The organism is Halalkalibacter oceani (assembly GCF_040544555.1).
Lineage (GTDB): Bacteria > Bacillota > Bacilli > Bacillales > Bacillaceae_D > Halalkalibacter > Halalkalibacter oceani.
On the sequence record NZ_JBEPKD010000004.1, the window covers coordinates 77,195 to 94,353 of the forward strand.

A 17,159-nucleotide genomic window follows, 5' to 3' on the forward strand; every position below is an offset into this window, starting at 1 on the left:
GGAATCGAAAGCAGAGGAGAGATTACCGTTGTCAATACCTACAGATGTTGCATCCTTGCAAATTATGGCTCACGTCTACAAACGCGCCAGCCTCAACACCATTTTTGAGAAAACAGTGGAAAGTCTAGTTGAACAAGTTCCATACATAGATTGGGTCGGGATTTATATGTATGAAAACCTTGACCATAAGCTTGTGGCCGCTTCCGACTTTGAAGATGACTTGAAATGGGAATGTAATGGAGAGCTGAAGTTTCCGATTACGAATTCATCTGAAGAAGAAATCGGAATGATGGTCGTCCGCAGCCGCCAGCCAATTGCTTTTGACGTCACAGACGTCAGCACTCTCGAAACAATCGCCGCCGCGATCGGACAGGAGAGCTTCTCGAATTAAGAAAAACCGTTGCGCGGTTTTTCTTAAAAGCGGCGTGTGGAGCCGTTACAATTACTTAAAGATGACGGAAAGCAGGGTTCTTTCCGTCATCCGCGTAACGTGCGGAGCCGACGCCTTCCCTGAATCATCCCGCAAATACTTTCTTATGTAAAAAACGCGCAGCGGTTTTTGTGTGGAGCTGGAAAGTGGCTTGAAAATGGGCATTCAGACAGGCATGTCACGTACAGATGCCCACCGCATCAGCTTATAAAAAAGACCCGATAAAGCAGAGCGCCGGCCCGGAAGCCTGCTCCTTTATCGGGTCTTTGTCGTTGTCCGCTATACACCGGAATACGCTAAAAAACCGCCGTCTACCGGGACCGTAATGCCGGTGACGAAGCCGGACATGCTCTCATCGGCCAACCAGAGCAAGGTGCCCAGCAGATCCTCCGGTTTGCCGAATCGCCGCATCGGCGTGTGAGTGATTATTTTATGTGATCGCTCGGTTAATGAGCCATCTTCGTTTGTTAATAATCGTTTATTTTGCTCTGTCAGGAAAAAGCCGGGGGCAATGGCATTTACCCGTATCCCCATCTCCGCCATATGGACGGCGAGCCACTTTGTTACGTTGTCTACACCGGCCTTGGCCGCGCTATACGCCGGAACCTTTGTCATCGGTGAGGGCGAACTCATTGAAGACATGTTAATAATCGTTTTCCCTGATTTGTTGATCATCGTTTCAGCAAAAACCTGAGTCGGGATAATCGTCCCGATTAAATTCAAGTTGAAAACAAATTGGAAGCCTTCCGGTGTCAAATCAAAAAATGTTTTTACTTCCGGATGAGCGAGATCGTCTGCCTTTAACGTTTCATTCGTCGTCGAGCCGTCCGGGTGATTTCCTCCGGCTCCATTGATTAAAATATCGCATTCTCCAAGCTGGGCGGAAATAAGCGCCTCGGCCTTTTTCACACTTTCCAGATCAAGCACATCACATGAAACAGCAAGCGCTGTTCCGCCATTTTCCCGTATCACCTGCTCAACCGCTTTCCCTTTTTCCAGCTGACGATTTAAGATCGCGACTTTGACACCTTGTCTGCCTAATTCCTTCGCCATCGCCCCGCATAATACGCCGCTTCCTCCGGTAATCACCGCCACTTTTCCTTGTAAATTGCTATTGACCGTCAGCATGGCTGCCCTCCTTTTTCAATCGCTCCAGCATATCCCAAATCCCCCACAAGTACATGATGCCGAGGCCGCGATCATATAAGCCGTATCCCGGTCTGCAAGTTTCACCCCAAATGTGGCGGCCGTGATCCGGCCTTGCGTACCCGGTAAAGCCGCAATCATGATAGGCCTTCATAATGCTAAGTACATCGACTGTCCCGTCAGCCGAGCGGTGGGAGGTTTCAATAAAATCACCATTTTCATAAGTTTTCACATTACGAATATGGGCAAAGTGAATCCGATCAGCAAAGGCGCGAACCATCTCAGCAACGTCATTGTTGATGTTCGCTCCCAATGAGCCGCTGCAAAGCGTCAATCCATTAGCCGGACGATCCACGAGCGTTAAAAAGCGCTCAATGCTCTGTTTGTTGACGATGATTCTCGGCAACCCGAACACGGAAAACGGCGGGTCATCCGGGTGAATCGCCATTTTGATATTGTGTTCCTCAGCTACTGGGATGATCTGCTCCAAAAAGTAACGAAGATGCTGCCAAAGATCTTCCTCCGATACTTCCTGATATTGCTCGAATAGCGTTGATAAATATTTCAGCCGCTCAGGCTCCCAGCCCGGCATCGTCAAAGTGGAATTGCCAGCGATTTTGTCCACTAATTCCAGCGGATCGAGATCCTTGATTTTCGCATGTTCAAAAAACAACGCTGTTGAACCGTCCTCCAGTTCTTTAAACAGATCTGTACGTGTCCAATCAAAGACCGGCATAAAATTATAGCAAATGACCTTTACCCCGACTTCGGCCAGCCTGCGAATCGTCGTTTTATAGTTTTCAATATACTGGTCTCTTGATGGCAGGCCGAGTTTAATATCTTCATGCACATTCACGCTTTCCACGACATCGAGATGAAGGCCGTAGCGGTCTGCCTGTTCTTTGACTTCTTTTATTCGTTCCAGCGGCCATGCTTCCCCGGCCGGAATATCATGCAATGCCCAGACAATCCCTTCTACGCCGGGTATCTGCTTCACATAGTCTAATGGAATAAGGTCATTTCCCTCGCCAAACCAACGGAATACCATTCTCATTTGTTTATAACAGCTCCGTTTCTTCTTCAATTTCCAGCCCTAAGTAGCTCTCTATGTTTCGGTAACTGATGTTCTCAATGATTTGGCCGATGTAATCCAGTTGTGCCGGGTATTCGCCATTTTCAACCCATCTGCCAACCAGATTACAAAGAATTCTTCTGAAATATTCATGTCTTGTGTACGAAAGCAGGCTTCTTGAGTCGGTAAGCATCCCAATAAAATTCGCTAAAATCCCGACGTTCGCCAATGTTTTGATTTGCTCTTCCATTCCATCACGCTGATCATTAAACCACCATGCCGTCCCGAATTGAATTTTGCCTGGGATTTCGCTTTGAAAATTGCCGGCGAGAGCCGCCACCATATAATTGTCGCGCGGGTTCAGGCAATAGAGGATCGTCTTCGGTAAACGATTTTTCTTTTCCAGTTCGTCCAGTAAATGAGCCAGCTCGCCGGCATAGGTGAAATCAGCAATCGAGTCAAAGCCCGTATTCGGGCCGACTTGGGCGACCATTCTCGTATTCGCGTTCCTTAAGCCGCCAATATGAAATTGCATCGCCCAGCCTTTTTCGGCATAAAGCTCGCCTAAATAAATCATCAGCGCCGTTTTATAGGGAACCGCTTCCGCTTCCGTGATTGCTTCTTTTCTTAAAGCGCGTTGAAAGACTGCTTCCACCTCTTCTTCCGTAAAGCGTTTAAAAAAGGCAGACTCAAGGCTATGATCGGATAAGCGACAGCCTACTTCATCAAAATAGTCGATCCGTTTTGCCAAAGCCGCTTTAAAATCAGCTAACGATTGAATCGTCATCGCGGCAGCCTGCTCCAGCTCGTGTACCCAGCTCGAAAAAGCCGGCTTTTCAATCGCCAGTGCCCCATCCGGGCGAAAGGTGGGGAGAACTTTTACGTCAAAGCTTTGATCTTCCTTCAATTGCTTATGGTATTGTAACGAATCGACTGGATCATCGGTCGTACATAACGCTTTCACGCGAAAGCGCTTGATCACTTCCTTTGCTTTGAATCGCTCCGTCTGCAATTGTTGATTGCCTTCATTCCAAATCGCCTCCGCTGTTTCAGGAGTAAGGATTTCTTCTATTCCGAAGCAGCGTTGAAGCTCAAGATGGGTCCAATGATAGAGCGGATTCCCGATAAGAGCGGGAATCGTGTCAGCCCATTTCATAAATTTTTCTTTTTCACTGCTTTGCCCGGTGATGTAATGCTCCGGAATGCCATTGGCCCGCAATGCTCTCCATTTATAATGATCATCACCGAGCCATACTTCGGTTAATGTCGAAAATTGTCTGTTTTCCGCAATTTCTTTCGCTGACAGATGGCAATGGTAATCAATAATCGGCATTTTCTTCGCATAGGTGTGATACAAAGCTTTGGCCGTTACTGTTTCCAATAAAAAATCGTCATCCATAAACGCCTTCATCCCAACACCTCATTCGCTAATTTCTTCTCATCTTATAAAGATCCCTGCACACCCTCGATCATCGCTGCAAATCAGCTTGATCGACATTCAATTCAATGACATTATTGTCGGGGTCAAGACAGAAAATTTGTGCGAAGCCGCTTTTGCTTTCCGGCTTTTCCACAAGCTGGACGCCGGACTGCTTCAAGTAACGAAGCGTTTGATCATAATCTTTCACCCTGATCGCAAAATGGCCCGCCTTCGTTTCCACGACGCTTTTAGGGCGCAGCGTATCAGATGCTGGATGAACCGTTAAATGAAGCTGCTGCTCACCAACTTGATACCATATTCCGGGAAAGCCAAAATCCGGGCGTTCGATTTCGGCAAGCCCAAGAATCGTGCTGTAAAACTGCCGTGCTTCGTGAATATCCGTAATTGAAAGACTGACATGGTGAATGCCTTCCATCTCGAACACTGTTCCCTCTCCTTCCCTGTTTAGTTCGCCGGCGTTTTTGCTCCTTCGACTTTGATTGCTTGCTCCTGGGCAATAATACATAATTCAGCCGCTTTAAAGGCATGTTCCTGGGTCATCGCCTTTTCCGTTCCATTCAGACAGTCGAGAATGAACTGACCGAAAAACGGATAGCCAACCTTTCCGGAAAGCGCAAAATGCTTCTCTCCTTCCTGATTGACCAAATATAAATGATCCGAGGAAGAATCGCGGCCGACGTCCAGATACTTGCGAATCTCGATATATCCTTCTGTTCCTAACAAAATCGCGCGACCATCTCCCCATGTACCAAGACCATCCGGCGTCAGCCAATCCACGCGAAAATAAAACGTGGCTCCATTGTCGGCGACAAGTGTCGCGTCGCCAAAGTCTTCAAATTGCGGATACTGCTTATAATGGTAATTGGCGACTTTGCTATGCAGCACTTTCGCGTCCTTCGCCCCGGTGTAGTGAAGGAACTGTTCAATTTGATGACTTCCGATATCACAGAGAATCCCGCCGTAGCTTTCCGGATCAAAGAACCACTCCGGCCGGCTTTCTGCGCTGGCGCGATGCGGCCCGGTTCCAATCACCTGCACGACGCGGCCAATCGCCCCTTCCTCAATCAGCTGTCCAGCAAACACCGCACTTTCGACATGAAGTCGTTCGCTGTAATAAATGCCCCATTTCAAGCCGGTTTCCTTTGTTTTTTCCCTTGCCTTTTCGAGCTGATCGAGCTTCGTAAATGCCGGTTTATCTACAAAATAATGTTTTCCGTGCTCCAGCACCTTTACGCCCATCTCCCCGCGCTTCGCTGGTATGCTGGCGCAGGCGACAAGCTGAATCGCCGGATCAAGCAAAATGTCCTGCTCCGAGTCCGCCGCTCTTACCCCAGGAAACGCTTCACAAAAGGCTTGCACCTTTTGCGGATCAGGATCGTAGACAGCGACTAAATCCGCTCCCGCTTCTATTAACCCATTGCACATTCCGTTAATATGCCCGTGATCAAGCCCGATTGCCGCGAAAGGAAAGCGACCGCTCTCCACGACTTTGTTCACTTTTCCTTTCGGGGCATAATTCATTCCGTCTTTCCTGTTCACTATGCTCACTCCCTCAGCCTTATTGATTGCCAGAATAATTGCCGCCTGTCGTAATCTTGTTATCGGTGAAGTTTTGAATACTTGTTGTCTTTTCGTAAAAGTGGGTGGCATGTTGCATAATTCCTTCGCGCGTATAAAACGGACTTTCTTTATCTAATGGCAGCTTGACAGACTGTCCTAAGCTTGAAGCCTGATAAATCGCTGAGATGAATTCAAGCGTTTGCCGCCCCTGAACCCCATCGACGAGCACGGCCTTTTTGCCTTCAATCGCCAGGATGACATCATCGATTTGTCCGGCATGCCCTTCATGCTCGACCTCCGGCTGTTGATCGTAGACGTCCTGAAGTTTTCCCTCCAATGCCGGGTCGGTCTCGGGAAAGCCATTTTGCTTCGACTGTGACGCCTTTACTTTCCAGGGGGCAGAGACACGGGCGTGCTTGCCTTGAAAAATCAATTGCTGCTCTTCGCCGTGGTGAACGACCGAACTCGTAATTTGCGCCAGGCTGCCATTGTCATAACGGCCGATCGCGATCGACAAGTCCTCGACTTCGGCATTGTCATGTGACGTATTGCTGGCGACGGCTGTAATCTCGGCCGGCATTCCATTCATCCAAAGAAAAATATCAATATGATGGACGGCGTGATTCAATGTGCAGCCTCCACCTTCCTTTTCCCACGTCCCTCTCCACCAGAGATCATAGTAGCTGTGCCCTCTCCACCAGAAAGAATCGACCTGTGTATGAACAATTGGCCCCATCAGTCCGGTTTCCAGCACGTGCTTCAGCTTCATCATCGGCGTGCGGAAGCGATTTTGTGCGACGACCGATAAAATTCTCTTGTTTCGTTCTGCCGCTTCGTTCATCGCGTCGCATTCCTCAAGAGAAGAGGCCATCGGTTTTTCGACAAGGACGTGCTTGCCTGAGTTTAATAAGTCAATCGCGATTTGCGCGTGAGTGAACGGCGGTGTGCACACGGATACGAGGTCAATATCGGACCGCTTAACAATTTCTTCGTATTCCTGATACACCTCTGCCTGCAAGTTAAATTCGGCTGCTCTCTGCTTCGCTTTCTCCGGATCAAGATCACAGAGGGCGACAATCCGACAGCGATCTGAAAATTGCTTATACCCTTCAATATGGGACGGCGAAATGGCTCCCAGTCCTATAATGGCAACGTTTAACATATAATCCTCTCCTTCATTATTCGAATGGTCAACTAGCCCTTGACCGCTCCGGCTGTCATCCCTTTAATGATTTGCTCCTGCAAAATCATGTAGACGATGATGACCGGAATGACTGAAATCAGCACCCCCGCGGCAATTAAACCGTAATTGCTCGCATAGGAGGTTTGGAAATTAGCCAGACCGAGCGGCAGGGTTCTCGCGACATCGGCCGAAACTAAAATGGTCGCAAAGACGTATTCATTCCAGGCGGCGATAAACACTAAAATACCTACCGTCGAAATACCGGGCTTACTAATCGGCATGATCACCTTATAGAACATTTTCCAGTAATTACAGCCATCGATAATCGCCGCTTCTTCTAATTCTTTCGGTATGCTTTTCATAAAGCCGACTAAAATAAAAACGGCTTTCGGAAGGTTTAACGCCGTGTAGACGATGATTAAGCTCAACAACGTATTACGCAATCCTAAGCTTTGCATTTTAAAGAAGATCGGCAAAAGCAAGGATTGGAGCGGGATCGTTACCCCGATGATAAACAGGGCGTATAACAGCATGTTTCCGCGAAATTGAAAGCGGGCGATCACGAAGGACACCGTCGAGCCTAAAACAATGCAAAGAATGACTGTTGAGGCGGCAACAATTAAACTGTTCAAAAAGTAGCTCGACATATTAGCCGAATTCCAGGCGTTTACGAAGTTTTCAAAGTTGAATGAACTTGGCAGACCAAACGGATCAGCGAAGATTTCGCGGTTTGATTTAAAAGCTGTCAGCGTCACCCAGACAAACAGTCCGACGGTAAGCGCGGCATAGCCCCAGACAAAGAAATATTTAATGACTTGAAACAAAGTGAGTTTCGCTCGCTTTTTCGTACCTGTACTGGTAACGGGTATTGAACGTTCCTGAAGCTGGCCTTCTGTATTCACATAATCCCTCCTAGTCCTTCGATGTCATCGCTTTATTAATACTGAAAGAGATAATCAGCACGATGACCGTCATCGTGACGGCAATCGCATTCCCGAACCCATAATTCATGTTCTGGAAGCCTTGATTGTACATATAGGTCCCGGTTACTTCCGTACGGTGAATCGGCCCGCCGTTTGTCAACAGAAGAACATAGTCGAATTGTTTAAAGGCATAGGAAATCCCTAATACGAGACTGACGACCATCACGCTTTTAATCGAAGGCAAAATAATATAATAAATTCTTTGAAAGAAGTTGACTCCATCCAGTTCTGCCGCTTCAAGCATTTCCTCCGGCATCGACTGCAGGCCCGAATAAATAATCACCATCGTCAAACCAATGTAAGACCAGATAAAAGGCACGGAGACCGCGGTCATTGCAGTGGCGGGATTCGAAAGCCAAGCCGTCGCCAGATTGCCAAGCCCCACCTGATGAAGGATCGTGTTTAAAATGCCGAAGGTCGGCTCATAAATAAAGGAAAAAACGAGCGCAATCGCCACGGTCGACGTAACAACCGGGAAAAAATAGACCGTCCGCAAAAACTTAAAGCCGGCCACTTTCGTATAAAGAAAATAGGCGAGCAGAAAGCCAACCGGAATTTGAATCAACAGAACGAGAAACACCCAATAAAAGGTATTAAGCAGCGCCCGGTAAAAAATTTTATCCTGGGCAAGGGCAATGTAGTTTTCCAAAAAAATAAACGTCTTATCAGACAGGCCGTTCCATTCAAAGAAACTGTTATAAATCGTGCTTCCTAAAGGGCTGATAAAGAAATACCAGTAAAATAAGACCGTTGGCAATGCAAAAAGTATCAAGACCCAGGGCTTTGGCTTAACCATCTTCTTCCTCCTTATAAAGTAGGAAGGAAGGACATCTCCTCCCCTCCGTTCGACGTTATTCGTATTGCGTATTCGGGTACTCTTGAATCATCTGATTGAAGGCGTCGACATAGTCCTCCGGAGAAATCGCCTGGAGTGATAATTGATCTGTTAAATCCCAGTAATTGTCCGCCACTTCCTGTGATGTCAGCTGTTCATCGAGAGACGGGATTACTTTCTCACTTGTTGCGGCCATGTCGAGCACTTCGTTCATAACCGGACTCGCCTTGTCACGATCATGTTCGACGGCAACCGGTGTCAGGTTTCCGGCGATTTCAATAAAGTCCTTTCCAACTTGAGGACCAGTCAGTTCCTTCAACAGCTCCCACGCGGCTTCCCGTTTTTCCGGATCGTCATACGCCTTCTGGCTCATAAAGGCGAAGAACCCTGTGCCGGCAATAACAGTCGGCTCTGCCTCACTGTCCGCAAGTGGAAATGGAATGACCTCCACCTGGTCGATTAATTCCGGCGCAATGCTTCCGACAGTCCAGCTATGCTGATACATCATCGGCGAACGCTCTGAATTGAATAGTTCTAAGGATTGAAGCGTGGACAATGTCTCTTTTCCTTCCGGGAAAGCACCGAGTCTTTGCAGCTCCGCCGCCTTTTCTGCCGCCTGAAGCAGTTCATCTCCAAACGGCACTTCACCGGTTACATTTGTAATCAAGGTGTCTAACGTTGTTTTTTGCGCCAGCCAGGTAAGCATCATATAACGGGCGCTATGGTTGTTCGCCGCAAATGGAATCAGCCCTGCTTCGGTAAACTGATTGACAGCGGTTACAAGTTCGTCATACGTTGTCGGCACTTCCACCCCATGCTCTTCAAATAACGCTTTATTAATCACTAAATAGTATTGATAGCTTGATAGCGGCAACCCGTACACGCCACCATGATACTCGATCGCATTATAGGACCCGTCAACGAAACGATCCGTCAAATCGCTGTCTTCGGCAATTAACTCTGACAAATCGGCGATCTTATCGCTTTTAATATAATTTTCTACACGACGGACGCCCCAATGAGTAAAGACATCCGGCTCACTGTTTGCGGCCATTTCCGCCAGCAATTTCTCCCGGATCGAATTCCCGGCTGATGCTTCAATCGTTAAATCAATATCGTCGTGGCTCGCATCAAAGTTTTCCAATGCCGGTTCAAAGACCGGAGCCTGCGGCTGCTCCCCCGTATAGCCGTGAAGCACCCGGAGAGAGACGGCGTCGGAATTTTCAGTGCTTGTGTCTTCTTCGTTACCAGTTTCATCACTGGATGAACAGGCTGTTATAACTGCTAGTAAAAGAATAATGACCCCTGTAACCCACACGTTTCTTCGTTTGTTCACTCGTATTCCTCCCTTATCGTTATCTTTTCTTTATTGCTTATAAAATTATGATAACGCTTTCTTTAGTGGGCTACCTTTAATTAATCTATACGTTTCTTGAAAATATCCTGCTTTTGTTTGCGGTAGTGATTTGGCGAGCAGTTAAGCGCTTTCCGAAAAACCGTCGAGAAATAATTAGGATCATCATAGCCAACCATTCTTGCAATTTCAGTCACTTTGATTTTCGTATTGGATAACAGCAGCTCAGCCTTCTTAATTCTGACTTTTGTTAAATAGCTCGTAAACGTCTCTCCGGTACTTTTCTTGAACAGCTCGCTCAAATATTTAGGTGATAAGTAAACAGACGCCGCTGCATCGGAGAGCTGGCACGCCTCCATGTAGTGCTGATTCATATAGTCGATCACACGGTCGATAATCGATTCACTTCTTTCCGCCTTCCACTGTTCAAGCCGCTTTTGAAAATCGGCCAGATAACGTTGCACCCACTCTTTGACCTGCTCTTTATTCTTGCTTTCATTAAGCGTTGCAATCTCTTCAATCATGTTAAACGATAAAGGAAACTGAAATTCCTTTTCGGAAATGGAATGGAGGGCATAGACGAGTGAATAGGCTTCAATCTTAACCGTTGCCAAAGAATGCTCCTCATACTTTTTGATCATGTCGTCGACAAGCGCGACAAAATGAGCGATTTCCCCGACCATTAATGGGGCCAGCAGCTTCGCTTTCAATTCTTGAATGGTCGGGTTATGCTTCAAATAGGCAGCTACGTCTTCACTCGCCGCGGCGTCCGGTGATGAATCAAAGCCCGCTTTGTAGAAGCGGCTGTACAGTCTCGTAATATCCTCCAAGCGGCTAAGCTCCCCGACATGATGAATAGAGACCGAGATTTCCAATAATGCTTCAATCTTGCTCTGCAATTCATCGAGCCGGACAGCATTCAATTCCCGGCGGGACAGCATGAAGACAAAGGTGTCATATTCAACCGGGATGAGCGACTTGCCGGATTGATCAAGCCCTGCTAATTCTTCGACAATGTTGATTAATGAAAATTGAACAAGTCGCAAATCATCCGGCTTGGAAACGACAAAATGCGGTGAGAAATCCGTCACTTTTACAAGCAGGAATTCCGCCTTGGCATATTTCGTTTCAACGGCATTCGCCATTTGCGGATCATAAGGCAGCCGCAAACATAATGAGCGGATAATCATCCGTTCATTTATTTTTTCCTGCTTGGCAGCCTGCGCTTTCTGCTCGAGCAGCTCCTCGCGAACCAATTTGAGAAGCTCGGCGACTTCGTCAGGCGGACATGGCTTCAGCAAAAAATCAGTCACTTTATATTTAACAGCTGCCTGGGCATAGTCAAAATCTTTATAGGCTGTTAAAATCACGACCCGTGTATCCTGCTTATTTTCATAGACATGCTTCGCCAGCTCAATTCCATTCATCCGTGGCATTCGAATATCGGTAATGACCAGATCAGGTGAAAGCTCTTCCATTTTCTGAATCGCTTCTTCCCCATTTCCCGCTTCTCCTACAACAGACCAACCGCCGTTGGCCTCCTCAATCATTTTGACCAACGTCTTGCGTATCACTCTTTCGTCGTCGACAACCATGACTGTACTGTTCATGACACATCCCTCTTTTCAACCAGATGATAATCGCCTTCAAATGGCAATGTCATCCGCACTTTTGTTCCTTTTCCTTCCTCACTTTCAATCTCTAAAAAGCTCCCTTCACCATACACAAGCTCAATCCGGCGAATGACATTATGAATCCCGATTCTTTTTTTCGTATCCGCCATACTTGAAGTGTTTTTCCCCAATATTCTCGCTACGGTTTCTTGTTTCATCCCGCAGCCATTATCCGAGATCTCGATAATCAGATGTCCCTCCTGCTTGAAACCGCGGATGCTGATGCGTTTTTCATCCTGGTCGTAAAATCCATGGACAAACGCATTCTCGACAATCGGCTGGAGCAATAAGCGTAAAATATGGCATGACTGCACGTCCTCATCAATTTCAATCTTGATCTCCAGCTCCTCCTCATAACGCGCCTTTTGCAGCAGCAAATAATTTTGAATTTGTTTGATTTCATCCTTCAAGGTTGACCTTGTGCTGGCCGGTTCTAGCGAATAGCGGAGCATTTGCGATAACGAAACGATTAAATCGGCATTTTCGTAGTCATCCTGTAAATACAATTTACTGCGCAGCATGTCGAGCGTATTGTATAAAAAATGCGGGTTCAGTTGGGCCTGCAATGCGGTAAGCTCGGCCTCACGCTGCATCAGCTGCTTTTCATAAACGTCTTCGATCAGCTTGCTGACATGCTCCGTCATGGAATTAAAGCTGTTGCCGATATACGATAATTCATCGCTCGAATGAACTTCAATCCGGTAATCCAGCTGTCCCTCGCGAACCCGCCTCATGCCGTTTAGCAGCCGTTTAATCGGGCGGAGCAGACGGTGGCTCGTAAACAGAATCAGCAGGACCGCAATGAAAATGCTTACAATTCCACTTACGACAATGACATTAAAAATCATTTTACTCTTTTCATGAAGCTTGGCCATCGAGCTGTGACTGGATAAAATGAAACCCGTTTTCTCAGATTGAACCGTTGCTCCCAAATAACGGGTGCCATTCACTTCCTCTTTGAAAACAGTCGATAACTGCGAGCCATTCCCGCTTCCACCGGTCATCTCTTTATCCGTATTTTTGTAAATTAGCTCGTGCTCCCCATTGTATAAATAAACTGTATCGCTCTCTTCGACAACAAGCTCGCTTAAAATTGTAAACAAGGAGCGGACATTGAGAACAATGACGAGCATCCCTTCATCCTCAAGACGGTTGCTCTTAATTTTGCGCGTGGCGATAATCACGTCCTGATTCCGTCCTTCATACGTCGTCAAATTATCACTCATCCAGATCATTTCTCCGTCTGTGCTCTCCAGTTTATTTTTCACCTTTTGATAAAGCTGGCGATTTAACTCCTTGAATTGATACGAGTGCGTAGGCTTGTACTGCTGGCCGGCATTATTGTAAATATGAACGGAATAGACGTCCGTATTGTCAAGCAGCATTTTGTTCAGCACTTGATCAAATGTCATAATATCGTTGTAGCTGACTCCCTCGCCCGAGTTAGAGGCTGACAATAAGTTCTCGACGTTCGGATGGAATAAAATACTGTTTGAAAAGCGGTACAGCTCATCCAGTTTCAAATCAATCCGCGCCGACACTTGCTCCACCTTTTGCAAAATTTGATCACTAATTTCCTTCTCCGCGATAGAAAGATGAGTCAAATAAGAAAGATAGCCTGTAATCAGCGAGGAAATTAATAAAATCAATGAAACGCTGACGATCATTTTCGTCTGCAGCCTCATCTTCCCAATCCAGCGATTGACGAATGTTCGCAAACAGATTCGCCTCCTTTTTCGTTTTCAATCACTTTTAAATTTTCGCTTAATTCCGAATGATATCTTCTTAACCTACTGTAACAGTTCTTGTCAAGTTTACCTCTAAGCGGCGAGCAGACTGCATGGAGGATGAAACCGTAGTGAAACAGCTTGCGGAGACGTCTTCCTTCACTCCTTTTTTCAATTAATCAAAATAGTTAGACTGATCATAGGGAAACGATTATACTGTTATTTATCGGAAAACGAGGGAGTTGGCGTCAGGCGGCAAAGCGTATTTGCCAACGAATCCCTCATGGAAGGAACAACTTTTTTCTAGTAAAGGAGCCTGACCATGGACGCAATCAACGCTCAGCAAAGGGAGCCGGCTGTTTCAGCGCGGATTATCTTCATCATCGCCACCGCATGCGGCGTAATCGTCGCCAATATTTATTATTCGCAGCCATTAGTCGGTCCGATCAGCGCCTCGCTCGGATTGACTTCCGAGGCGGCTGGTCTGATCGTCACACTGACCCCAATCGGCTATGGCCTCGGCTTATTGCTGCTCGTGCCTTTGGGCGATATGGTTGAAAACCGGAAGCTCGTTTCCGGACTATTGTTCTTCACCACCATTGCACTGGTGGTGGCGGGGGTCGTCAAAAGCGTAATTCCTTTTCTCGCTGCCTCCCTCTTAATTGGGCTTGGCTCGGTCGCTGCGCAAATGCTCGTGCCGTTCGCCGCCCATCTATCACCGGAAGCGACGCGCGGCCGTAATGTTGGGAACGTGATGAGCGGGCTGCTGCTCGGCATCATGCTTGCCCGCCCTGTCTCGAGTATGATGGCGGAATATTGGGGCTGGCGCTCCGTCTACTATTTCTCGGCCACGGCCATTCTCGTCTTGGCTGTTATTCTAATTCGGACACTGCCAGTAAGGAAACCGGTGACAACAACAAAGTACCCGCAGCTGCTTGGCTCGATGTTTTATCTGTTAAAGACAACACCAATTTTGCGGCGCAGGGCGATATATCACGCTTGTTTATTTGGAACGTTCAGCCTGTTCTGGACCACGGTTCCTTTGTTATTGACCGGGCCTGTCTTTTCATTCTCCCATCAGGGCGTTGCGCTGTACGCCTTGCTCGGTGTATCCGGAGCGCTTGCCGCACCTGTTGCCGGCCGCCTTGCCGACCGAGGATGGATTCGCCCGGCCACCGGGGTCGCGCTCGTGCTGGTCGTCATATCCATCGTTCTGCCGCTCGTTATCCAAGGCGGTTCGACGTTCGCGCTGATTACGTTAGTGGCAGCGGCTATTTTGCTCGACATGGGGGTTTCAGCGAATTTGGTTCTCGGACAGCGTGCGATCTTTTCATTGAGCGGTGAAATTCGCAGCCGACTTAATGGAATTTTCATGGCGATTTTCTTTGCCGGCGGCGCGATCGGGTCCGCGGTTGGCGGATGGGCCTATGCCCGCGGTGGCTGGGAAACGACCTTACTTATTGGCCTGGCTCTACCGGTACTTGCTTTGATTTATTATGCAGGGGAATTTAGAGGCAAGGGGAAAATTTCTTAAAAGAAGTTACGGAGGAAAAGATATGGAAATTATCGCTATCGCTCTTGTTCTAATTGTCTTTTTTTCTTCAGCCATCATTGAAAAAAGACTGAAAACGATCGAAAATCAGAACAACCGTGTAATTGAAATTTTGAAGGAAATTAGAGATCAAAATAAGCTTTGATTTACATAAATCCCCTACCGAAGAAACCCTTCGGTAGGGGATTGGCATAAAACGGAGCTACTACAGCCCCGCCACTTCTTCCCGCACTTTTGGCGCGACTTTCGTACCGAGCAGCTCAATCGCCTTCATGACCTGCTCATGCGGCATCGAGCCGACAGGAACATGGAGCATGAAGCGGGTGATGCCGACGTTCTTGCGGAGGTGAATGATTTTCTCTGCGACGGTGTCCGGATCGCCGACATACAAAGCTCCTTCCAGACTGCGGGCGGCATCGAAGCTCGCCCGGCCATAATGGCCCCAGCCCCGCTCTTTGCCCAGCTTGTTCATCACCAGCTGCGTTGACGGGAAAAAGGCGTCTGCCGCTTCTTCCCGATCCTCGGCAATGAACCCATGTGAGTGAGAAGCGACGGTCAGCTTCGCCGGATCATGACCCGCTTCTGCGGCAGCCTGCTTATAGAGCTGAACGAGCGGCGCGAATTGAAGCGGGCGACCGCCGATGATCGCCAGCACGAGCGGCAGGCCAAGTTTACCGGCACGGACGACCGACTCGGGATTGCCGCCGCTTCCAATCCAGACAGGCAGCGGATTCTGCACCGGACGCGGATAGACGCCTAAATTGCGGATCGCCGGACGATGCTTGCCCTGCCATGTGACTTTCTCCGATTGACGGATTTGCAGCAGAAGCTCCAGCTTTTCGTCAAACAGCTCATTATAATCGTGCAAATCGTAGCCGAACAGCGGAAACGACTCGATGAAGGATCCCCGTCCCGCCATAATTTCCGCTCGTCCGTTTGAAATCGCATCAAGCGTGGCAAATTCCTGAAAGACGCGGACTGGGTCATCCGATGAAAGGACGGTGACCGCGCTCGTCAGGCGGATCCGCTTTGTTTGCGAAGCGGCAGCGGCCAGGATGACCGCCGGATTAGAGGCGGCAAAGTCCTCGCGATGATGCTCGCCGACACCGAATACATCAAGACCGACCTGATCGGCGAGGACGATTTCCTCAACGACTTCCCGTATGCGCTCGGCATGACTAATTGTTTTCCCCGTGTTCACATCTGGTGTTGTTTCGACAAATGTACTGATCCCTATTTCCATGAAACGCTCCTCCAACTCCCTGTTCACTTTTTATGAGCAAAGCAACAGTATCGTGATCTTCTCTTGTTTTACATGTATCACATTTTGCCGCATGTTGCCAACGATATCTCTTTATTATCGCGGAAAGGGGAACTGCTGCAGCTGCTTGTCAAGCATCAGGTCGTCAAGACTTTTGAATTCATAGCCAAGTTCCCTCGCCTCATCAATCACGCTCGGCAGCGCTTCGGCATTATCGCTTGAGACCGAATGAATCAGCATGATCGCGCCGGGATGAATCCGTTTCATAATTTGATCGTAGGCATACTGGCCGCCCTTTTGCTTGTCGACTTCCCAATCCTTGTAGGCCATTGACCAAAATACATTCGTATAGCCGATTTTTTCCGACAATGCTAACGTCCGCTCACTAAATTCCCCCCGTGGCGGCCGTAAATAATTCATTTCTTTCACACCTGTCAGCTCCGCGAAAGCCTCCTTCACTTTTTGCAGCTCGTCAATCAAACGCCCGTCGCCGACGCTTGGCAGGCTCGGGTGATGCCAGGAATGATTCCCGACGATATGACCTTCAGCCACCATACGCTGGACCAGCTCCGGCGCGGTTTCCAAATAATGCCCCGTCACAAAAAAAGTCGCCGGCACCTGCTTTTCCTGCAACACGTCAAGCACCTTTTCGGTATAGCCGTTTTCATAGCCATTATCGAATGTTAAATAGAGCTCTTTTTTCGTCGTATCGCCGATAAAGACGCCATTTGTATCCTCCAGCAATTTTTCAAAAACAGGTTCGGTTGTGACCGGTTTGTTGTCTTTTTCCGGCTTATAGCTCCAGTTATACGTTTTGTTGCTATAAGCGAGCGCCGGCTCGATGCTCGTTGCGCACTCGAACGCCAGCATGAGGAAAAGAAGAACGATGATTTTTCTCGGCATGATGTATCAATCTCCCTCATTTTTTTGTTAGTGTGGCAC

Annotated in this window: 16 protein-coding genes; 3 read left to right on the top strand and 13 right to left on the bottom strand. The window is 47.9% G+C overall.

Annotated elements, in window-relative coordinates; all coding sequences use genetic code 11:
• The first annotated feature begins 28 nt into the window (after nucleotides 1–28).
• Nucleotides 29–391, top strand: a complete 363-nt coding sequence (locus tag ABMB67_RS06900; protein ID WP_251223223.1) for a GAF domain-containing protein — start codon at nucleotides 29–31, stop codon at nucleotides 389–391.
• A gap of 318 nt (nucleotides 392–709) precedes the next feature.
• Here the strand turns inward: ABMB67_RS06900 and ABMB67_RS06905 are convergent, their stop codons facing one another.
• The 11 genes from ABMB67_RS06905 to ABMB67_RS06955 all read right to left on the bottom strand — a co-directional run bounded on the left by ABMB67_RS06905 (nucleotide 710) and on the right by ABMB67_RS06955 (nucleotide 13,395).
• Entirely contained in the window at nucleotides 710–1,558 is an 849-nt protein-coding gene (locus ABMB67_RS06905; RefSeq protein WP_354571478.1) for an SDR family oxidoreductase, read from the bottom strand.
• Nucleotides 1,542–2,630: a mannonate dehydratase gene (gene uxuA / locus ABMB67_RS06910; protein WP_354571479.1), complete on the bottom strand. Its 1,089-nt coding sequence runs from the start codon at nucleotides 2,628–2,630 to the stop codon at nucleotides 1,542–1,544. Before uxuA ends, ABMB67_RS06905 begins: the two co-directional genes overlap by 17 nt.
• Nucleotides 2,631–2,634: 4 nt before the next feature.
• Entirely contained in the window at nucleotides 2,635–4,059 is a 1,425-nt protein-coding gene (gene uxaC, locus ABMB67_RS06915) for a glucuronate isomerase (protein WP_354571480.1), read from the bottom strand.
• A gap of 58 nt (nucleotides 4,060–4,117) precedes the next feature.
• Nucleotides 4,118–4,504, bottom strand: coding sequence for a VOC family protein (locus ABMB67_RS06920; protein WP_354571563.1), 387 nt, complete (start codon nucleotides 4,502–4,504; stop codon nucleotides 4,118–4,120).
• Between the two features lie 29 nt (nucleotides 4,505–4,533).
• On the bottom strand, nucleotides 4,534–5,628 hold the full coding sequence (locus ABMB67_RS06925) for a Gfo/Idh/MocA family protein (RefSeq protein ID WP_354571481.1): 1,095 nt from the start codon (nucleotides 5,626–5,628) through the stop codon (nucleotides 4,534–4,536).
• Nucleotides 5,629–5,647: 19 nt separating this feature from the next.
• Nucleotides 5,648–6,811, bottom strand: coding sequence for a Gfo/Idh/MocA family protein (locus ABMB67_RS06930; protein ID WP_354571482.1), 1,164 nt, complete (start codon nucleotides 6,809–6,811; stop codon nucleotides 5,648–5,650).
• A 32-nt stretch (nucleotides 6,812–6,843) separates the two neighbouring features.
• Complete coding sequence (locus tag ABMB67_RS06935; RefSeq protein WP_251223230.1) at nucleotides 6,844–7,734, bottom strand: carbohydrate ABC transporter permease; 891 nt, start codon at nucleotides 7,732–7,734, stop codon at nucleotides 6,844–6,846.
• Between the two features lie 10 nt (nucleotides 7,735–7,744).
• Nucleotides 7,745–8,611 (bottom strand): carbohydrate ABC transporter permease, encoded by an 867-nt coding sequence (locus ABMB67_RS06940; protein WP_251223231.1) that lies wholly within the window; start codon nucleotides 8,609–8,611, stop codon nucleotides 7,745–7,747.
• 55 nt (nucleotides 8,612–8,666) lie between these two features.
• Nucleotides 8,667–9,986, bottom strand: a complete 1,320-nt coding sequence (locus tag ABMB67_RS06945; RefSeq protein ID WP_251223232.1) for an ABC transporter substrate-binding protein — start codon at nucleotides 9,984–9,986, stop codon at nucleotides 8,667–8,669.
• Nucleotides 9,987–10,066: 80 nt separating this feature from the next.
• Complete coding sequence (locus ABMB67_RS06950) at nucleotides 10,067–11,614, bottom strand: response regulator transcription factor (protein ID WP_354571483.1); 1,548 nt, start codon at nucleotides 11,612–11,614, stop codon at nucleotides 10,067–10,069.
• Nucleotides 11,611–13,395, bottom strand: coding sequence for a sensor histidine kinase (locus ABMB67_RS06955; protein WP_354571484.1), 1,785 nt, complete (start codon nucleotides 13,393–13,395; stop codon nucleotides 11,611–11,613). Before ABMB67_RS06955 ends, ABMB67_RS06950 begins: the two co-directional genes overlap by 4 nt.
• Before the next feature lie 331 nt (nucleotides 13,396–13,726).
• On the opposite strand from ABMB67_RS06955, the gene ABMB67_RS06960 reads away from it, so the two are divergent.
• Together ABMB67_RS06960 and ABMB67_RS06965 are read left to right on the top strand one after the other, a co-directional pair.
• Nucleotides 13,727–14,938 carry an MFS transporter gene (locus tag ABMB67_RS06960; protein ID WP_354571485.1) on the top strand — a complete coding sequence of 404 codons (1,212 nt, stop codon included), beginning with the start codon at nucleotides 13,727–13,729 and terminating at the stop codon, nucleotides 14,936–14,938.
• Between the two features lie 22 nt (nucleotides 14,939–14,960).
• Entirely contained in the window at nucleotides 14,961–15,101 is a 141-nt protein-coding gene (locus ABMB67_RS06965) for a hypothetical protein (protein ID WP_354571486.1), read from the top strand.
• Between the two features lie 60 nt (nucleotides 15,102–15,161).
• On the opposite strand, the gene ABMB67_RS06970 is transcribed toward ABMB67_RS06965, so the two are convergent.
• Both ABMB67_RS06970 and pdaA read right to left on the bottom strand, forming a co-directional pair.
• Entirely contained in the window at nucleotides 15,162–16,199 is a 1,038-nt protein-coding gene (locus ABMB67_RS06970; RefSeq protein WP_354571487.1) for an LLM class flavin-dependent oxidoreductase, read from the bottom strand.
• 114 nt (nucleotides 16,200–16,313) lie between these two features.
• A complete protein-coding gene (pdaA, locus tag ABMB67_RS06975; RefSeq protein WP_354571488.1) occupies nucleotides 16,314–17,120 on the bottom strand; it encodes a delta-lactam-biosynthetic de-N-acetylase in 807 nt (268 codons plus the stop codon).
• Nucleotides 17,121–17,159: the final 39 nt, after the last annotated feature.